A 20,449-nucleotide genomic window follows, 5' to 3' on the forward strand; every position below is an offset into this window, starting at 1 on the left:
TTCCCTTCAGCCATGCCTGCGGGCGGTCGATGCGGTGTCATCGGCGAAGCGGAGGTCGAGGATCGAGACGACCCGGGGTGCGGGCGGTTCGGGTACGGGTGCCGGGGGTGTCTCCGGTCCCGTAGGCGGCGCGTCCGGACGGTCCAGCCAGTGGCGGCGGCGTTTGAACTCCGGGGCGGGCAGCGCCTTCCGCACCGGGCGGTAGCGGTCGTGCCACTCCGGCCGGAACTCGCCGACGATCGCATGAGCGTTGGTGCCGCCCAGGCCGAAGGCGCTGACGCCCGCGACCCGGCGTCCCCGATCCGGCCAGCCGACCGGTTCCGCGGTCACGCGGAACGGTGAACTCCCCAGGTCGAACCGGGGGTTGGGCCGCTCGCAGCCGACCGTGGGCGGGATCGTCCCGTGCCGTACCGCGAGCACCGCCTTGATCAGGCCGGCTATCCCCGCCGCACTGAGCAAGTGCCCGATGTTGGACTTCACGCTGCCGATCACACAGCCGCCGCTGCCGTCGGTCTGGTCGCGGAACGCCTCGGTCAGCGCCCGGAGTTCGATCGGATCGCCGATCACCGTACCGGTGCCGTGCGCCTCGACCATCCCGATCTCCGACGCCCGCAGCCCGGCCTCGGCCAGGGCCCGGCGCACCAGCGCGGACTGCGCCTTGGGGTTGGGGGTGGTCAGGCCCATCGTCCGCCCGTCGTTGTTGACGGCGACGGCGTCGATCACGGCGTGCACCACGTCCCCGTCGCGCACGGCCGCGTCGAGCCGCTTGAGCAGCAGCACCCCGCAGCCCTCGCCCGGGACGAACCCGTCGGCCCGTTCGTCGAAGGTCCGGCAGCGACCGGACGGGGAGAGCGCCCGCGCGGCACTGAACTCCAGGTACGGCTCCTCGTCCAGGAGCACCTCCACCGCGCCGGCCACGGCGAGTTCGGACTCGCCCGCCAACAGGCTGCGGCAGGCCAGCTGTACCGCCACCAGGGCCGAGGAGCAGGCGCTGTCGACCACCATCGCCGGGCCGTGCAGGTCGTAGTGGTGCGACACCTGGGCGGCGATGAAGTTCTGGGCGCCGCCGAGTCCCAGCGAGCGGGCGTGCACCCCGACGCGGCGCCGGTAGCCCGACATCCGCGCGCCGGCGAAGACGCCGACCGGTCGGCCCGCCAGCTCCGCGTCCAGGTAGCCGGCGTCGCGCAGCGCGGTCTCCGTCCCCTCCAGGAAGAGCCGTAGGGCGGGGTCCAGCGCGGTGGCCTCCTGCTCGGTCATGCCGAAGTAGTCCGGGTCGAACTCCTCGATGCCGTCGAGGAATCCGCCCCACCTGCCGACGCTGTGGCCGGGCACCGGCTCGGCCCGGTAGAGCCGGGCGGTGTCCCAGCGACCGGGCGGGACCTCGGTGACCGCGTCGCGGCCGGCTGTCAGCTGCTCCCAGAACGCGGCCACGTCGGGTGCGCCGGGGAACCGGCAGGCCATCCCGATGACGGCGATCGCGCCCGTACCGGCTGCGGTCAGCGGTTGCGGCTGCCCCGGCCGCTCGACCGTCCCGCCGTCGCCGGGCGCCGTGCCGACGGCGGGACTCCCGCTCGCCGTACCACCGACCACGGCGTCCCCGAGCGGGGCGGCGACGACGCGGGCCCCGGCAACCTGGGCCCCGGTGGCCACCGCACCGTCGGCCGCCAGCCGCCGGGCCAGCTCCCCCGGGGTGGGGTGCTCCAGCAGCACCGTGGGCTCCAGCGGCCGCCCGGTGCGCTGCTCGATCCGTACCACCAGCTCGGCCAGCATCACGGACTCCACGCCGAGTTCCGCGAAGGAGGCGGCGGGCTCCAGGTCGGCCGACGGGATGCCGACGACCTCCTCGAAGACCTCGGCCAGCCAGCCGGGCACCTCTTCCACGGTGACGGCCGGGGCGTCCGCACGCCCGGCTCCGCCGGGGACAGCGGGTACCTGCGACGGCCCCGCGACCACCGGCGCGGGCTCCGACTCCGTCGCGACGGGTACCGTCCGGGGAACCTCCGTACGGCTGGCCGGGAGTGCTCCCGGAGCGGGCAGTACGACGGCCGGCCCGTCGGCGGTCGCGGCCCAGTCGAGGACCGCCAGCCCCTGTGCGTCGGTCAGAGTGCCGACACCGGCGCGGACGCAGGCGTCCAGGGCCGCCGGCCCGGCCGAGCCGCTCTGCGACCAGGCCGGCCACTGCACGGCACGGAAGCGGCCGTGCCCCAGCCGGGACCAATGGCGCGCGAGGAAGTCCGCGTTGGCGTTGGCTGCCGCGTACTCGCTGACGCCGGCGGCGAGGTGCGGCAGCGCCGCGGAGACCGAGGAGAAGACCACGAAGAAGTCGGGACGGTCCCCTGCGACCAGTTCGGCCAGTGTCTCCAGGCCCTCGGCCTTCGGCTCCAGCACCTCGCGCACGCCCTCAAGGCTCTTGAGCGCGAACGCGGCCGGTCCGCGCGTGCCGACCCCGGCGCAGTGGACCACGCCGCCGATCGGCCCGAGGTCGCCGCGCACCTCGGCGAGGAAGGCCGCCAGCCGGGACCGCTCGGACAGCCTGCCGGCGAACAGCATGACGCGCACGCCGTCGCGCTCCAGCTCCCGGACCGTCCGGATCGCCTCGGCGCTCTCCGGGCCGAGCGCCGTACCGTCCCACCGCTCGCGCGGCGGCAGGCCGCGCAGCCCGGTCAGCACGACCCGGCGGGCACCGCGCTCGGCCAGGTGACGGGCCGCCAGCGCGCCCAGGCCACGGGTTCCCCCGGTCACCAGGTAGACGCGTCGGGGATCGGCCTGCAGCGCGGGGGCGGCCGGAGCGGCGATCGTCGTCCAGCCCGGCACCAGCCGCCGGCCGTCCCGGTGGCAGACCTCGGCGGGGGCGTCGGCGGCCGCCCACTCGGCCACGAGGTCAGCCTCCGAGGGGCGGTCGGTGTCCAGATGGGTCGCCCGGATGCGCGGGTACTCCGCGCCGAGCATGCGGACGAATCCGGCCACTCGGGCGCCGGCCAGTGAGGGCCGGACCCCCGGCGCGTCCTGGAGGCCCGAGGTGACCTGGAGCAGGCGGAGCGGCCCGTGCCCGGCCCGGATCAGGTCCTGCAGGAGCGCGACCCGGGCCTGCCAGGGCCCCTGGCCGTCATCCGGCCGCCACAGGTCGGTCAGGTCCAGCATCCCGCCGACCCCGGCGAGGTCCACCCGCTCGAAGCCGTCCGCCGTCTCGTGCACCACCCGGGTCCGCTCGCCTTCGAGCGCGGCGGCTACCTGCGCGGCGAGCTCACCGCTGCCCGGCCCGGCCAGGACCAGGACGAGTCCCGTGCCCGGGACGCCCACCGCGTCCGGCCGGACGGCCGGCGTCCAGAGCCGCTCACGCATCGGGACGCCGAGCGGCTCGGGTGCTACGACGGACGCCTCGGGCAGCACGGAAGACGTCCCCGCGCCCTGCGCCGCGTCCGGGGTCGCGCCGACGCGGTCCGGTCCGTCCTGAGGCAGCCAGCAGCGGCGGCGGTCGAACGGATACCAGGGCAGCGGAACCATCCGGCGCGCCTCGCCCCGGTGCCAGGCCGCCCAGTCCCAGGCCGTGCCCGTCACCCAGCGGCGGCCGATCTCCTCGGGCTCGGACCCGCCCGGGTCGGCCGGGTCCGGTGCCCCGGTGAACCAGGCCGGTCCGGTGGCCCGTCCGCGCAACTCCTCGGTGCCGCCGCCCGCGAACTCGTCGAGTCGGTCGGCGAGTTCGGGCAGGCTGCGGACGACCAGAGCCAGTCGCTCGGGCAGCGCCTCCCGCCCGATCTGGGTGGTGTACGCGAGGTCCGCGAGGGTTCCGGCAGCGGGCCCGCCGGCGTGCAGGTAGGCGGCGAGCCGCCCGGCGAGCGTGCGCAGCGCCTGGTCGGTGCGGGCGGACAGCGCCACCAGCCGGGGCCGCCCGTCGTCCGCCCCGGCGGCCCCCTCCGACGACTGCTCCTGGTGTGCCGCCGGCAGGTACTCCTCCACCACCAGGTGCGCGTTGGCGCCACCGGCCCCGAACGAGCTGAGGCCGGCCCGCCTGGGCAGTCCGGCACCGGGGCTGGGCCAGTCGGCCACCGAGCGCTGCACCCGGAACGGCGACGCGGCCCAGTCGATCCCCGGGTTCAACTCCTCGGTGTGCAGCGAAGGTACGAGCCGGCGGTGCCGGAGCTGGAGCAGCACCTTGGTCAGCCCGGCGATCCCGGCGGCCGCCTCCAGGTGCCCGATGTTGGACTTGACCGTTCCCAACGCTACCGATCCTGCCGGTAGTTCGCCGTAGCCCGCGCACAGGCCGGCGATCTCCACCGGATCGCCGAGCGCGGTACCGGTGCCGTGCGCCTCGAGGTAGCCCACCGTCTGGGCCGCCACACCGGCCACACGCAGCGCCTCGGCCACCACCCGCCCCTGTGCCGCCGGGTCGGGCACCGTGTAGCCGTTGGTCCGGCCGCCGTGGTTGACCGCCGTCCCCTTGATCACCCCGAGGATCCGGTCGCCGTCGGCCCGCGCCGCCGCCAGCGGCTTGAGCAACACCGCCCCGACGCCCTCCCCGGGTACGAAGCCGTCCCCGCCCGCGCCGAATCCCCGGCAGCGGTGGTCGGTCGAGGTCATCCCCAGATCCCGCTGCTGCAGGTACTTGTTGGGGTGCAGCGAGAGGTTCACCCCGGCGGCCAGTGCGAGCCGGCACTCTCCGGCCTGCAGGCTCCGGACGGCCAGGTGGACGGCGGTCAGCGAGGAGGAGCACATGGTGTCGACCGTGAGGCTCGGCCCGTGCGCGTCCAGCGCGTAGGAGACCCGGTTGGCGATACCGGCCGGGGTGCCGCCGGTGGCCACCGGGCGGCCGGCCAGCGAGCGTTCCACGCCGAAGTACGGGTACTCGTTGTGCATCGACCCGACGAAGACGCCGACCATGCGGTCATGGGCGCGGCGCAGCCGCTCACGCGGGTAGCCCGCGTCCTCCAGGGTCTCCCACACCACCTCCAGGAGCAGCCGCTCCTGGGGGTCCATCAGATCGGCGTCCTTGGGGGCGATGCCGAACAGCAGCGGGTCGAAGCGGTCCACGTGGTCGAGGAATCCGCCCCACATCAGCTCCTCACCGGCCCGTCCGCGCCGCCGGTCCGCGGGCAGTGCGGTGACCAGGTCGCGGCCCGCCGTCAGGTGCTCCCACAGCGCGTCCGGCGTGGGCGAGCCGGGGTAGCGCCCGGCGAGGCCGATCACGGCGACGCCGGTGTCGCGCGGCGCCTCGGGCCTCGGGTCCGGCGGGGCGGCCACGGCCGGTTGTACGGCGGACCGGCGGGCCACCGCCCGGGCGATGCCCGCCAGGTCGCGGTGTTCGAAGAACAGCGTGGTCGGGACGGTGCCGAAGTCGTCCCGCAGCCGGGCGGTCAGCCGGGCGACCAGGTAGGAGGTCAGACCGAGTTCCTCCAGCGGGGTGCGCGGATCCAGTCGGTCGGCCGGCAGGCCGGACACCTCGGCGAAGACCTCGACGAGCCGCCGCGCCGTCTCCTCGTCGGCCGGGTGGTCCTGGGCGGCGACGGCGTCCGGGGCCGGCTGCTCCCGGCCGGGCTGGAGGCGGGCCGCCGGGAAGCGGCGGGCGGGCAGTGGAATCCGGCGGGCGGGCCGGGACCAGCGGGCGGCCCAGTCGACGTCCTCCCCGGCGAGCCAGCGGACGGCCGCCTCGTCGGCCGGCGGCACCGGCGGCCGGCCGGTCAGGTAGGCGGCCAGCTCGGCCCGTAGCGAGGCCAGGTCCGCGCAGGCCGCCGCGAGGCGGTGGGTGTGCGGTGTCCGACCGGTCTGCAGGGTGAAGGCGAGATCCGCCGGGTCGGGGTCGGCGGCGACCAGGTACTCGGCCAACTGTTCCGCGGCGGACCGCAGTTCATCCTTCGACCGGCCGGAGAGTACGGCCAGCAGCGGCCCGTCGGACGCCGCTTGGCCGGCCGGACGCAAGTCGTCCGCGGTGGCCGAGCGCAGCACCGCGTGGGCGAGCGAGCCGGTCGCCCCGACCGCGTTGACCAGGGTCCGCAGCGGCGCGCCGGACGACTCCCGCCAGTCCCGGGCCCGGTCGGCGAGGAGCAACGGTATCCCGTCCCAGTCGATCAGCGGGCTGAGTCGGTCGGCCACCGGGGTCGGGGCGATCCGGCGGTGGCGCAGCTGGAGCAGGGCCTTGGTGAGCTGGGCGAGGCCGGAGGCGGCCTCCAGGTGGCCGATGCCGGCCTTGAGGGTGCCGACGGGCACCGGGTCCTCGGCGCGGTCCTGGAACAGCCGGCCCAGCGCCTCGATCTCGGCGGCGTCGGCCAGGGCGGCGCCGGTGGCCGCGCACTCGACGTAGGAGATGTCGTCGGCGGCGACGCCGGCACGCCGGAGCACCCGGGCCATCGAGTCGTACATGGCGGACACGTCGGGTGCGCCGAACTGGTCGGAGTTGCCGGCGAAGTCCACCCAGGTGCCCTCGACCACGCCGTGCACGTGGTCGCCGTCGCGCCGGGCGTCGTCGGCCCGGCGAAGCAGCAGCGCGCCGACGCCCTCGCCGGGCGACCAGCCGCTCGCGGCGGCGTCGAACGCGCCCCGCACGCCGTGCTGGACGACCAGTCCGAAGCCGTCCAGGACGGCCGTGTGGTACGGGTGGGCGATCAGGTTGGCCGCGCCGACGACGGCGGCGTCGCACTCCCCCCGTTCCAGCGACTCCACCGCCAGGTGGAGTGCGGTGAGCGAGGACGAGCAGGAGGTGTTGACCGCGAGGCTCGGACCGCGGAACCCGAAGGCGTGCGAGATCCGGTTCGGGAGGTCCGAGGCGACGCCGGACACCTCGGCCCGGCCGGTGCGCTCCCACTCCCGGGCGCCGACGTGCTGGTGGTCGTTCCACATGGTGGCGATGAACACGCCGGTACGGGGAGCGGCGCGGCGCAGCGACTCCGGGGTGTGTCCGGCGTCCTCCAGGCACTGCAGGACGCTCTGCAGCAGCAGGCGCAGCTGCGGGTCGAGCGAGCGGGCCTCGGCCGGGGAGAGCCGGAAGAACGCGCGGTCGAACCCGTCGATGTCGGCGAGGTACCCGCCCGGGATCGCTCCGGTCTCGGCCGCGCGGGCGGCCGGCGGAACGCCGATCGAGCGCCGGCCGGCGACGAGGTTGCGCCACAGTTCGTCAGGGGTGGCCGCGTCGGGGTAGCTGCCGGCCAGACCGATGACGGCCGCTCCGCTGCGCGGATCCGCCCGGTGCGGGTCCACCCGGTCCGAGTCCGTCTGGTGCTGGTCCGACTTCTGCAGGTGCGCCGGGAGCCGCGCCGGCCGGCCCTCCGGGTCCGGCATGCGGTCGGCGAGACCGCCACCGAGGAAGGCGTGCAGGAAGCGGTGGCCCTCGTCGAGGCGCAGCTCGGCGCGGACCGCGTCGAAGGCGAGGCTGCCGATCGGGCACAACCCGACCCCGGTCTCCTGCTGGGCGGCCATCAGGTTCTGCCCCAGGTAGCCGGCCTCCAGCAGCAGGAAGCGTTCGGCGTCCGGACCGTACAGCGGCTCGATGCCCCGGGTCTGGCCGATCAGGTAGATCTCGAAGGCGGCGTGGTCGAACACCGGCCGGTTGTAGAAGAAGTGCGCCGAGCGGTCGACGGCGGGCTCCGGATTGACCAGTCGCAGCCGGTGCCCGTACGGGTCGTAGTAGTGGATTCCGGCGGCCAGTTGCTCGACACCGCCGGGGCGCACGTGCAGGTAGGTCTGGACGGCGTAGGTGTCCCCGGCGGACGGGTAGGCCCGCCGCTCCCGGCCGTCGACGGTGCTGACCCGCAGCCGGGCCAGCAGCGCGGCGAGCGCGGCAACCGGGAGCGGCCCCCGGGTGAAGGTCCGCCGGGTCGCGCGGGCGGTGAACCAGCCGGGCGAGTCCTCCGGGATCGGCAGCGGCAGGGCCGGCTCGGCGGGCGTGTCGGCTCGTAGGTTCCAGCGGGCGGCCTTGAACGCGGCCTGCTGCTCGGGAGAGAGCAGGTCGACCGGCTCGGGGGCGGCCGGGCGGGCATCGGCAGCCGAGGACGCTTCCACGGCCGAATCGGCATCGGTTGCCGAAGGGGCGTCGGTGGCCGGGACGGCCAACGGCTGGGCGGGGACTGCCAGTTGCCCGGTCGGCTGCCCGGTCGGCTGCCCGGCGAGGGCGCGGGCGATCCCGGCGACGGTGGGCGAGTCCAGCAGCACGCTGACCGGGATGCGCACCCTGTGGCGCTTCTGGAGCGCCTGCGAGATCCGCACCACGGTGAAGGAGGTGGCGCCCTGGTCCCAGAGGTCCTGGTCGGGGTCGATCGGCTGACCGTCGAGCAGGCCGGTGACGATCGCGGTGATCTCCTCGGTCAGCCGGGCGGCGTCGGCCCGCACGGCGGCATCGGCGGGCGCAGCGGCATCGGCGGGCGTCGTGCCCTGCCCGGCGCCGGCGGGAGTGGCACCCTGCTCGGCCTGGGCGGGCGGGGGCCAGGGCAGCGCGGCCCGGTCCAGCTTGCCGTTGGCGGTGGCCGGCAGCGCGGTCAGGAAGATCAGGTGGTTGGGGACCATGTAGTCGGGCAGGGCCCGTGCGGCGTACCCGCGCAGCTCCGGTACGGACGGGGCGGCGCCGTCGGGGATGAGGTAGCCGACCACCTTCTGGTCGCCCGCGGAGTCGGTGCGGACCTGGATCACCGCCTCCTTGACCCCGGGGTGGCTGCGCAGCCGGTGTTCGATCTCACCCAGCTCGACCCGGTGTCCGCGGATCTTGACCTGGGTGTCGGCCCGGCCGAGGAAGGTGATCACACCGTCCGGTCCGAAGGCGGCCCGGTCCCCGGTCCGGTACATCCGCTGGCTTGATTCGGCCACGAACGGATCGGCCAGGAAGCGTTCGGCGGTGAGCTCGGGCCGGTTGTGGTAGCCGACGGCCAGGCAGTTGCCGGCGATGAACAGCTCGCCCTCCACCCCGACCGGGCAGGGCTCCAGGGACTCGTCGAGGATGTAGTAGCGCGAGTTGTCGATCGGCCGGCCGTACGGGATGCTCCGCCAGGCCGGGTCGACGGCGTCCACCCGGTGGTAGTTGGACCAGACGGTTGCCTCGGTGGCGCCGCCGAGGCTGACCAGCTCGGCGCGGCGGAAGACGGCGCGCAGCTCGTCCGGCAGCGACAGCGGTGTGTAGTCGCCGCTGAGGAAGACCAGTCGCAGGTCGTCGGCGCCGGGCCGGCCGGCGGCCCGGTCGGTCAGCAGCGGCATCAGCTGGGCGAGCGTGGTCGGGGCCGAGTTCCAGAAGGTGATCGGCTGTTCCAGCAGGAGGTCGAGCAGGAGTTCGGGGTCCTTCTGCTGGCGTTCGTCGGCCAGGTACAGCGCGGCGCCGCTGCCGAGCAGGCCGAAGATGTCGAAGACGGACAGGTCGAAGCCGAGCGAGGTGACCATCAGTCCCAGGTCGCCCGGCCCGAAGGAGAAGGTCCGCCAGCACCAGTGCAGCAGGTTGCGCACCGAGCGGTGGGCGACGGTGACGCCCTTGGGCCGGCCGGTGCTGCCGGAGGTGAAGATCACGTAGGCGATGGAGTCCGCATCGGCGGTCGGCGGCGGCGGAGTGTCGCAGGGCACGATGCCCCGGTCGATCTCGGCCACGGTGATCCCGGCCGGCGCGGGCCCGCGTTCGGTGTCGGAGGTGGTGAGCAGCAGCCGGGCGCCGGCGTCCGCCAGCATCGCGGCGGCACGGTCCACCGGCGCCGAGGGCTCGATCGGCAGATAGGCGGCGCCGGCCTTGAGCACGCCGAGCACGGCGGCGATCATGGCGGGCCCGCGCCGGACGGAGACGGCCACCACCTGGTCCGGGCCGGCGCCGAGGGCGCGCAGCCGGCGGGCGATGCCGTTGGCGGTGCGGTCGAGGTCCCGGTAGCGGACCGTGCCACCGGAGTGGACCAGTGCTACGGCGTCCGGGTTCTCCCGTGCCCGGTCCTCGAAGAACAGGTGGACCGGCCGCTCGTCGGGGAGCGGTACTGCGGTGTCGTTCCACCGGTACAGCACCAGGTCGCGCTCGGCCTGGCCGGCACCCCGGATCACCGGGCCGGTACCCCGCGCCGGCCCCCCGGCCAGTGCGGCACCGAGGCCGCCCAGCAGCCGCCGGTACGCGGCGAACATCGCCTCCAGGTCCCCGTCGGCGAAGTCGGCGGGCACCGCGTCCCAGTGGTAGTGCAGTTCGTCGCCCTGCTCGACGCAGATGGCGTCCAGCGATACGTCGGGGGTGTACGTCATCCACCGGCCGAGCCGGACGCCGGGCGGCGGGGCGTGCTCGGTGAGTTCGAGCAGCCCGGTGTGGACTACCGGGAGGGCGAAGGCGCGGCCGGCCCGTTCCTTCATGACCACCCGGCGCAGGGCGGCGAGTCCGTCCGCGGCGGCTCCGGACGCGTCGTCCCGGTCGAACTGGGTCTGGTGGGCCGCTGCCCGTTCGGCGAGCGGGAGTCCGGCCGGCCCGTGGGTGATCCAGCTGAGTCCGGTGTACTCCCCCGGCCGCCGCTGCTCGTCACCCGGCAGCCAGCGGACGGCGGGCACCGTGAAGTCACCCTCGGTGCGGGTGGCGACGGCCTCGGTGAGGACGGCCAGCAGGACGGCGTCCGGGCTCAGCCCGCGCCGCTCGGCGGTGGCCCGGACCTCCCGCCAGCCGGTGAGCACCCCGGAGCGGCGACTGCGCCGCCGGTCGGCGCCGGCTCGCAGCACCGGCCCCGCGGGCATGCCGGTGAACCGCTCGCGCCAGTACGCGGCGCAGGCCGCGCGCTCCTCGGGGGTCGGCACCGGCGGGGGGTCGCCGGCCGGTGCCGGGTGTGCCGGCGCGGTGGGTGCCGCGTACTCGCGCATGAGTTCGCGCAGCATCAGGTGGAGGCTGCGGCCGTCCGCGATGGTCAGGTCGATCGCGCAGTGCACGGTGGCGCCGCCGTGTTCGTGTCTGGTGACCCTGAGGTCGGACTGGGGCCAGTGGCCGAGCGGGAAGGCGGTGCCGGCCATGGCGTCGCGCAACGCGTCCAGGGCGGCCGACTCCTCCTGCGGGGTGGCCGTGGACAGGTCGATGACGGGGATCCGGCGGCGCGGGCCGGCCGTTCGACGCACCTGCAGCTCACCGCCCCGGGTGACGTGGCTGCGCAGGCACTCGTACCGCTCGGTCAGGGCGTGCCAGGCGTCCTCCAGACGGCCGGTGTCCAGCTCGTCCACCTCGAAGGCGTGGTAGACCTGGCAGCCGTCCCACGGCGTGCGGCCCTGCGCGCGGGCGACGTAGTACGCCTGCTGGAGCTGGTTGAGCGGGCGCAGCTCGTGGTCGTCGGTCCCGGGCGCGGCCAGTTCGCGCAGTGTGTTGCCGAGGCCGGTGAACAGGGTGTCGGCGGCTCCGGGGGCGAGCAGGCCGTCGGCGACGTCCCAGCGGTAGTGCAGGGCGCCGTCGGCCTCCCACATCTGGTGGTCGAGACCGATCCCGGAGGTGCGGCTGGTGGCGTGCAGAAGGTGGCGGGTGAGTCCGTCGGTGCCGCCGGTGCCGGTGTCGAGCAGGCTGGTGAAGACCACCGGCAGGGCGGGCGGTTCGGCGCCGTGCTCCCGGGCCCGCAGCTCCCGCAGCACCTCCACGCCACAGGCTCCGCCGTGTTCGAGGTCCCGCCACAGCTCCCGGTGCAGGGCCTGGGCCCACTCGTCGAAGGAGTACTCCGGTTCCGGTACGACCGGCAGGACGGCGGTGGAGGTGAACGGGCCGACCAGGCGGTCCGTCCCGTGGGGCAGCCGGACCCGGTCGCTGGTGGTGAGCACCAGCGCGAACGGCCGGCCGGGCGCCGGGGCGGTCATCACCTCGACGAAGGCGGCCAGCACCAGAGCCGTCGGCGACACGCCGAGCGCGGCCGCCCGGGTCCGCAGTGCCGACCACTGGGCGGGGGTGAGCGCCGCGGCGAGCGAGCGGCGCGGGTGGCCGCCGGGGCACTCGGCCGGGCTTCCTGCAGCAGCTGCCGGTGGGGCATCGGTCCGCCCGGCCAGCCGCTCCAGCCAGTACTCGAGGTCGGCGCGGTGCTCCGGGCCGCGCCGCCGGGCGTGCAGCGCCAGGACGGCCTCGCGCACGGTGACCGCGGCCTCGGCCGGTTCGTACCTCGGGTCCCGGTAGCACTGCCACCAGTCCTCCAGCAGCACCGCCAGGCCGTGGCCGTCGGTGAGCATGCCGTCGATGTCCAGGTGGACGACGCCACTGTCGCCCGGGCCGAGCGAGACCTCCACCCGGTGCGGCGGGCCGTCCGACTCCGGGGCGGTCAGCCGGCGCCGGACGGCCAGCAGGTGCTGCTCGAACTCGGCCGGGTCGACGTCGGTGAGCCGGTGCACGGGTACGGCGTCGTCGGCCGGGCGGGGTGCGATCAGCTGGCGGCCGAGCTCGTCGAGCTCCATTCGCAGCATGTCGTGGTGGGCGACCGTCCGCCGCCAGGCCGCGGCCATCCGCTCGCCGTCGAGCGCGGGCACCGCGAACTCCCGGTAGTGCCGGCAGCCGACCGGGTCGGCGGCCAGGTCCGGGTCACGGCCGACCAGGTAGGCCTGCTGGACCGGGGTCAGCGGGAACGGCTCGTGCCGGTTTGCCTGATCCGGCTGTGACGGGGCCGGAGTCGGCCGCACCGCCGGGGTGTCCGCCTCGGCCAGCAGACCGGTCACCCGCTCGATCAGCCACCGGGTGTCCGCACCGCCCGCCAGCCAGTCGGTGCCCACCCTGACGCCCAGCTCGGCCTGGAGCTCCACCGTGAGCCGGGTCACCGCGAGCGAGGCCAGCCCGTAGTCGCGCAGCGGGGTGTCCAGGGACAGGTCCGATCCGGCGGGCAGGACGCCGCCGACGATCCGCACGACCGTCTCGGCGGCCTGATGCTGGTCCATGTCTTCTCCTTCACGGCGCCGGTACGGCGGGCCGGGCCGGGGCAGGCGGGCGGCCTTCACGAGCGGGACGGAAGCGGAGGGGTGGAGGAGCGGGGTGGTGTCACGACCCGGCGTCACGGCTCCGAAGGCCGGGGCGGACGGACCGACCGGGCGGGCACCGGAACGCGCGTCGCATCGGATCGCGCGCCCCGCCCCCGCCCGTCGCCGGTGTCACGGCTGGCCGGATCCGCCGGACCGGGCCTGGGCGTGCTGGTCGGCGAGGAACCGGGCCAGCGCCCCGAGCAGGTCCGGACCACCCCGGAACAGCGAGAGGTGGTCCCCGTGCGGACGGATCAGCAACCTCGCCCCGGCGAGTACTCCGGCGACCCGCGCGGACCCCTCCGGGTGCGCGGTGCCGTCGTCCTCGCTGGTGACCACCAGCGCCGGGGCGGTGACCCTGGCGAGTTCGGGGCGCAGGTCCGTCCCCATCACCGCGCTGTTCAACTCGCAGTAACGGGCGAACAGTTCGACCGTCGCATACGGGTAGAGCACCAGCGGCGCGAGCTCGGCCGGCACATCGCCGCCGATCGCCTCGAGCAGTGTCGCGTGGATCGCCTCGGCCGAGGACCGGTCGAGGGCGGCCAGCTCCATCAGCGCCTGGAGGTTGCGCTGGTGGTCGGTCTTGGGGCTGCCCGGGCCGAGGTCGAAGTCGCCGTGCCAGAGGCTGAGCGAAGCGATCCGGTCCGGGTGCCGGGCCGCGGCGGCGACCGCGAGAACGGCCCCGCCGCAGAGTCCGGCCACATGGGCCCGCCGCACTCCCGCCCGGTCCATCGCCGCCACCAGGTCGCCGGCCTGGGCCGGCACCCCGAAGTCCGCGGGCGGCGGCGCGGCGAGGTCGCCGAACAGGCCGCGGCTCTCCCAGGTCACCACGTGGTGCTCGCGGGCGAGTTCACGGATCCAGTGCCCGGCGAGCCGGGCCGGCATTCCGGGGGCGAGGACCAGGACGACGGCCCGGTCGGCGGGGTCGCCCGCGGTGTGCACGCGCAGCGGGACGCCGTCCGGTGAGACGGCCTCCAGCCGGGTGGTGAAGCGGTCGAAGTCGGCGGCGAGCGCCGCCTTCGCGGCGGCGTCGATCCGCTCCACCGGATCCGGGTCGTCGATGGGCAGCTCCGCCAGGCCGAGGCACCCGCCGACCACCCGGTCGAAGGGGTCCGTCGCCCCGCCGGGCCGTACCTCGATCCGGGGCAGCCCCAGCAGGTCGGTCGTCCGGTGCAGCACCCGCTGCGCGGCCTCGGCCCGCGTCCCGCCGTCCACCGACACCGGGCCGGGCAGCACGTCGAGCAGCGGCCGCAGCGACAGCACCGCCCGGGCGAGGCGGTCTGGCCACGGGGCGGCCGGGGCGGGCACGGTGACCGCCCCGGCGGCCGGCTCAGCGGACCGGGAAGACATGGCCCCGCGTGGTGCGGTCCGTCAGCCGGTTGTGTCCGTGGGTGTCCCGGCCGGAGACCAGCACGGTGCCGTAGCGTTCCAGCGAGACCGTGCCGCCGTACTCCTCGATGGCCTCGGTGTCCGGGTAGACGCGCACGGAGGTCGGCACGTAGCGGGAGGCGAAGCCGAGCCGCATCGGGCCGGCGCCGCCGTGCGGGTGCGAGGCGTGCATCAGGGTGGACCAGAACATGATGGCCTCTCCGGGGCGCATCACCATCGAGACGGCCCGGGACTCGTCGGGCTCGAAGTCCGGGTCCTTCTGGAGCTCCCGGTAGTCGTAGCCGAAGAAGCCCCGCCGGGTGCCCTGCTTGTCCTGACGGTTGATCCGGTCCGGGTCGTAGTGCATCTTCTTGGTCTCGTCGTAGTTCATCTGCTCGTGCGAGCCGGGGATGAACTGGAGGCAGCCGTTGTCGACGGTCGCCTCGGTGAACGCGGTCCAGACGGTGATGGTCCCGCCGAACTCCTTGAACTCGTCCGGCCAGAGGATCTGCGGGGTGCCGGAGGCGTTCGCGAAGGTGTCGGCCTGGTGCCAGTCGGTGCCCTCGTCGCCCGGGTACTTGGGGAAGAACTCGGTCCGCCAGCAGAGCACGTCCGGGCCGAGGACGCTGGTGACCCGGTCGACGATCCGCTCCTGGCAGATGTGGTCGGCCAGGAAGCCGGAGTCGAGGTGGCGGTCGTAGTTGGAGATGTTGGTGTTGCCGGAGGCGGCGGCTTCGTCGCCGTACACGGCCATCGAGCGGTCCATCAGGCCGAGCCGCTCGCGCCGCCAGGCGCCGGTCATCTCCTCCGGCTCGTAGACCTTGAAGGGGCCGAAGAAGCCGTTGGTGCGGAAGCTCTCCAGCTCCTCGGGGGACAGTGCGAACGCACGTCCCGCTCCGGTCGCGGTCATGTCTGTGCTCCTTCACGCGGGTGTCGTGGGCGCCGGTTTGCTGACGGCACGTCAGGCGGACTGCTGGGCCACGCAGTCGGCCAGCCGGGCGATGGTGGCCTCGCCCATCAGCTCGCTGCCGGTGAGCCGGAGCCCGAAGTGGCGGTTGACCTGGGCGATGATCCGGACGAACGCCAGTGAGGTGGCGCCGAGGTCGAACAGGTCCGCCTCAGCGGGCGGCGGCTCGGTACCGCGCAGCACCTCGTGGACGATCGCCGTCAGCTGCGCCCGGGTGTCGCCGGGCGGCACGGCCTGCGGTGTGGGGGCCGGTTCCTCGTCCAGCATCCGGCGCAGCGCCGCGCGGTCGGTCTTGCCCTGCGGGGTCAGCGGCAGCCGGTCCAGCAACCGGTGCACCGCGGGCCTCAGGTGGTCGGGGAGCGCGGCGGCGGCGTGCCCGGCCAGCCGGGCCGGCAGGCCGTCCCGCTCGGCGCCGGCCGTGGGCACGGTGAACGCCGCGAGGCGCCGGTCGCCCTCGTGGTCGTGCGCGACCACCACGGCGGCCGCCACCTCCGGGTGGCCGAGCAGGCACTCCTCGATCTCCCGCGGCTCGATCCTGAAGCCCCGGACCTTCAACTGGTCGTCGATGCGGCCGAGGTAGCGCAACCCGCCGTCGGCCTCCCGGACCGCAAGGTCGCCGGAGCGGTAGTGGCGGACGGGCCCGGCGCCGTCGAGGTCCCGGGTCACGAAGCGCTCCTCGGTCAGCTCCGGGCGGTCCAGGTAGCCCCGGGCCAGGCCGGCGCCGGACACCCAGATCTCACCGGGTGTGCCGTCCGGGACGGGCTTCCCGTCCTCGCCGACCAGCCGTACCGCGAGGTCGGACAGCGGGACGCCGATCGGGCTCTCCCCGGGCCGCGCCAGGTCGGCCCGGAGGATCGGCCGGTAGGTGACGTGCACGCAGGTCTCGGTGATGCCGTACATGTTGACGAGCCGGGGGTGCTGGTCGCCGTGCCGCTCCAACCAGCCGGTCAGGTCCCGGAGTTCCAGTCGCTCGCCGCCGAACACCACCAGCCGCAGGGCGAGTTCGTCCGCGCCGCCCGGCTCGGCGTCGGCCGCCGCCAGCTGGCGGAAGGCGGAGGGGGTCTGGTTGAGCACGGTGACGCGTTCGGCGCGCAGCAGCGCGTGCAGTTCGGCCGGAAGGCGCAGCATCCGCTTGGGCACCACGACCAGCCGGCCGCCGTGCAGCAGCGCGCCCCAGATCTCCCAGACCGAGAAGTCGAAGGAGACCGAGTGGAACAGCGTCCAGACGTCGTCCGCGCCGAAGCCGAACCGGTCCCGGGTGGCGGTGAACAGCCGGACCACCTGCCGGTGTTCGACCAGGACGCCCTTGGGCCGGCCGGTGGAGCCGGAGGTGTGGATGACGTAGGCGGGGCTGTCGTCGGGCACCGCCACCCGCTCGGCGGCGGACGGCGGGTCGTCGGTGGGCTCCGGGCCGTCCACGGTGACCGGCACCACCTGGACCGGCGCACCGGGCGGCAGCGCGGCCGCGGCCTCGGCCGTCGCGGCCACCAGGCGGACTCCGGTGTCCGCCAGCAGCTCGCCGAGCCGGGCCGCCGGGTAGTCGGGGTCCAGCGGGACGTACGCCCCACCGGACTTGAGTATGCCCAGCATCCCGATGACGAGTTCGGCGCCGCGGTGCGCGCAGAGCCCGACCAGGGCGCCGGGGCGCACCCCGAGCGCGGTCAGTCTGGCGGCCAACTCATCGGCTCTTCGGTCGAGTTCGCGGTAGGTCAGCCGGCTGTCCGGCGCGGTGACGGCGATCCGGTCGGGTGCTTCCCGGGCCCGCTCCTCGAAGATCTCGTGCAGACTGCGGCCGTTCATGGCCGGCACCTCCTGGTCGTGGCGCAAGGGTCAGCCCGCCGGCGGGACGTCCGTGGCGTACAGGCCCCAGTGGTGCGGGGTGAGGGCGACGTCCTGGAAGCTGCCCTGGACGAACATCCGGGCCCAGGTGCCGGGGCCCTTCTCCGGAGCGCGCTCGCGGAAGAAGATCTCCCGCACGCTCTCGTTCTGGACGTGCAGTTGGAGCAGCCGCTGGTAGGTGCCGAGCGAGCGCATGTGGATCAGCCAGTGGATCCGGTCCGCCTGGCCGAAGGCGTCCTCGTACAGAAGCACCGTGGCCTCGCCGGCCAGGTTGTCGTTGATCGCGTCGGCGGCCTCGCGGGCGAACTGCCGGGCCTCGGAGCGGAAGTCGTAGATGATCTGGGCGGTGCGGTGGATCATGATGCCCGCGTTGGCGGAGTGCAGCAGTTGCCCGTCCGGCTGGCGGGTCTGGTGGCGGGCGGGCGGGAGCACCACGGTGTCGGTCCGCTCGCGGTAGACCCGGCTCTCGCGTTCCAGCCTGCCGTCCACGGCGGTGCCGTACATGCCCCAGAACTGCGGCAGCAGCACGCTCTCCTGCAACGAGCCGTCGACGAACATCCGGGCCCAGCCGCCGCCACCCTTGGCGTCGGGGATCCGGGCCTTGCCGAAGAGCGAGCGGTAGCCCTCGTCCTCGCGGCCCATGGCGACCATCGTCTCGTAGTGCTCCATGGACTTGAGGTGGATCAGCCAGTGCACCAGGTCCTTGGTGCCGAACGTCTCCTCGTAGACGAAGACGCTGGCGACGCCCTGCTGGGTGGTGTTGATGTGCTCGGCGAGCTCCCGGGCGAACTCCCGCGACTCGGAGTGGAATTCGCTGCGGGCCTGGGCGACGCGTTCGACGATCATTCCGGAGTTCCCGGAGTGCAGGATCTCCTCCGGCGCTAGCACCGTCTGGCGATCGGCCGACGGAATACCCGGTTCTGGTGTTCCCACGAGACCTCCTCATCGAATTCCGGCGTACGCCGGACGTGTTCCGGAAATCCTCGGCAAACCCTATTTGGGCCGCCTGTGGAATCCTGCTCAGTTTTGCGCACGGGTCATCGCCAGCAGACGATCCGTCAGGACCTCGGCCGCGCCGGCCATCAGCCGGTCGGCGATGACGTCCACGTGGCGGCGGCGCCAGTCGGCCAGCTCGGTGCCGGCCACGAAGCGGTTGAACGCGCCCATCGCCGGGCCGCAGTGGATCTGGTAGTTGATCCGGCCCTCCGGCTCGCCGCGCATGGCCAGGCGCGTGGAGTGCGCGAAGTACCAGCGGAAGACCAGCGCCATCCGGTGCCGGGGCGAGCGCTCCGCCCTGGCCAGCTCCTCGGGGTCACTCCGCCGCAGGCGCTCCGCGGTCTCCTGCCAGACCTCGTCGATCGGCCGGCCGAAGCACTGCTCCTCCAGCGACCGCCGGGTGGCCCCGTCCAGCCCCTCCAGCGATTCGTGGCTGCGGTACAGCTGGTAGAGCCGGTTCGCCCGGGCCGGGAACATCGTGCCCTTGCGCACCACCTGCACCCGGGCGCCCAGTTCGAACATGTCGCCGGCCGGCGCGTAGGTGGTGTCCTGGACGTCCAGCCCGGCCAGCATCTCCTTCACCTCGGGGGCGGTCCCGGCCTCCCGCGAGCACTGGTTGACCGACCCGGTGAGCACGAAGTCCGCCCCGAGCAGGAAGGCCGCCGCCACCGCCTCAGGGGTGCCGAGCCCTCCTGCCGCGCCCACCCGGATCCGCTGCGGGTAGCGGCGGCCGGCTCCGGCCGCGTCCCGCAGCCGCGCGATGCTGGGCAGCAGTGCGAGCGCCACGCCGCCGTCGGTGTGCCCGCCGGAGTCCGACTCCACGCACAGGTCGCCGCTGACCGGGAGTTCACCTGCGATGGCGGCCTCCTCCGCGGTGAGCGCGCCGGCCGCCACCAGCCGCTCCAGCAGCGGGGCCGGCGCCGGGGCGAGGAACGCCTCGGCGACCTCGGGCCTGGACACTTTGGCCACCACGTGCCGCCCGGCCACCGGACGGCCGCGCGCATCGCGGCTCGCCCCGTGGTACCGCAGCCGCACCAGGGCCGGGGTGATCCGGGTGAATCCGGCCGCCTCGACACAGCGCACGCCGTACCGCAGGAGCAGCGACACCAGCGCGTCCTCCCGGGCCGGGTCGCCGGGCGTGTGCAACAGGTTGACGCCGTAAGGACGTTCGTCACCCGACTCGCGGGCGAGCAGGGCCACGGCCTGCTCGATCCGCTCGAGGGGCAGCCCGCCGGTGCCGAAGAAACCCAGCAGTCCCGCCCGGCCCATCCGCAGTACCAGGTCGGTCGAGGAGATGCCCCGGTACATCGACCCGGCCAGATAGGCGGCCCGGACCCGGTAGTCGCGGCGGAACTCGGGGCAGCCCAGGTTCTCGGCCCGCACCCGAGGCGGCGCGGCTGACACGGACGGCCCGGCGGCGGGTACGGAGGGCCCGGCGGACGGCTGAGCAGTCGACTCCGACTCGATGTCAGGTCCCGTCTTCAAAAGGGAAGTTCCCGTCGACGCGGCGACAGCGTCCGGCACCGCCCCGGAACCTGCCCGGTGCCCGCTCGCGGCCTCCCGCCACAGGCCGGTCAGCGTGCCGCCCGGCCCCAGCTCGGTCACCTCGGTCACACCCAGCTCGCGCAGCCTCGCCATGCACTCGGCCCACCGGACGGGCTCGGCGATCTGCCGGGTTAGCAGCTCGGCCACCGCCGCGCCGTCCGCGCCGTAGGGTTCCGCGGTGGTGTTGGCTATCACCGGCACCGCCGGCGGCCGCAGCGGCACACCGGCGAGGAACTCCCGGAACTCCGCTGCGGCGAACCGCATGTAGCGCGAGTGGAACGGTGCGCTGACCGCCAGCGGAACCGTCCGCGCCAGGCCGTCGGCGCGCAGCCGCCGGGCCACCTCGGCCAGTTCGTCGGCCGGCCCGGCGAGGACGGTCTGGGTGGCGGAGTTGTGGTTGGCGATGTCCAGCGAGTGCGCCCCGTACCGCGCCAGGATCCCGGCGAGTCGCTCGGCCGTCGGGCCGATGACGGCGCACATGCCGCCCGGGCCGCTGCGGGCCATCAGCTCACCCCGGCGCCGCAGCAGCCGCACCCCGGTCTCGAAGTCGAAACACCCGGCCGCGAACAGCGCCGTGTACTCGCCGAGGCTGTGCCCGGCCAGCAAGGCGGGCGGCGGAGCGCCGTCGGCGCGGGCGGCCAGTACCGACAGCGCCTCGACCACGAACAGTGCGGGCTGGGCGTAGCGGGTGTCCCGCAGCCGGTTGCCGGGATCGGTCGAGCAGAGTTCGACGACGGAGAGTCCGAGCAGCCTGTCGGCGGCCGCGACCAGTTCGGGGAAGCGGGCGAGCACCTCGCCGCCCATGCCCCGCCGCTGCGCCCCCTGCCCGGGGAAGATCCAGCCCTGCAC

Annotated in this window: 6 protein-coding genes; all 6 read right to left on the minus strand. The window is 74.7% G+C overall.

Annotated features, from left to right (window positions below; all coding sequences use genetic code 11):
• Positions 1 to 6 precede the first annotated feature (6 nt).
• The gene (locus ABD369_RS30260; RefSeq protein WP_344639766.1) at positions 7 to 12,807 is read right to left on the minus strand and encodes an amino acid adenylation domain-containing protein; all 12,801 of its coding nucleotides are present in this window, start codon (positions 12,805 to 12,807) and stop codon (positions 7 to 9) included.
• Between the two features lie 210 nt (positions 12,808 to 13,017).
• Positions 13,018 to 14,235 (minus strand): alpha/beta fold hydrolase, encoded by a 1,218-nt coding sequence (locus ABD369_RS30265; protein ID WP_344639767.1) that lies wholly within the window; start codon positions 14,233 to 14,235, stop codon positions 13,018 to 13,020.
• Entirely contained in the window at positions 14,216 to 15,163 is a 948-nt protein-coding gene (locus ABD369_RS30270; RefSeq protein ID WP_344639768.1) for a chlorinating enzyme, read from the minus strand. The genes ABD369_RS30265 and ABD369_RS30270 overlap by 20 nt, the downstream gene beginning before the upstream one ends.
• 51 nt (positions 15,164 to 15,214) lie before the next feature.
• Positions 15,215 to 17,020, minus strand: coding sequence for an amino acid adenylation domain-containing protein (locus tag ABD369_RS30275; RefSeq protein WP_344639769.1), 1,806 nt, complete (start codon positions 17,018 to 17,020; stop codon positions 15,215 to 15,217).
• Between the two features lie 30 nt (positions 17,021 to 17,050).
• The gene (locus ABD369_RS30280) at positions 17,051 to 17,992 is read right to left on the minus strand and encodes a DUF6039 family protein (RefSeq protein WP_344639770.1); all 942 of its coding nucleotides are present in this window, start codon (positions 17,990 to 17,992) and stop codon (positions 17,051 to 17,053) included.
• Between the two features lie 87 nt (positions 17,993 to 18,079).
• Positions 18,080 to 20,449 (minus strand): ACP S-malonyltransferase, encoded by a 2,370-nt coding sequence (fabD, locus tag ABD369_RS30285; protein ID WP_344639771.1) that lies wholly within the window; start codon positions 20,447 to 20,449, stop codon positions 18,080 to 18,082.

Source organism: Kitasatospora cystarginea (assembly GCF_039533515.1).
Classification (GTDB): Bacteria; Actinomycetota; Actinomycetes; order Streptomycetales; family Streptomycetaceae; genus Kitasatospora; species Kitasatospora cystarginea.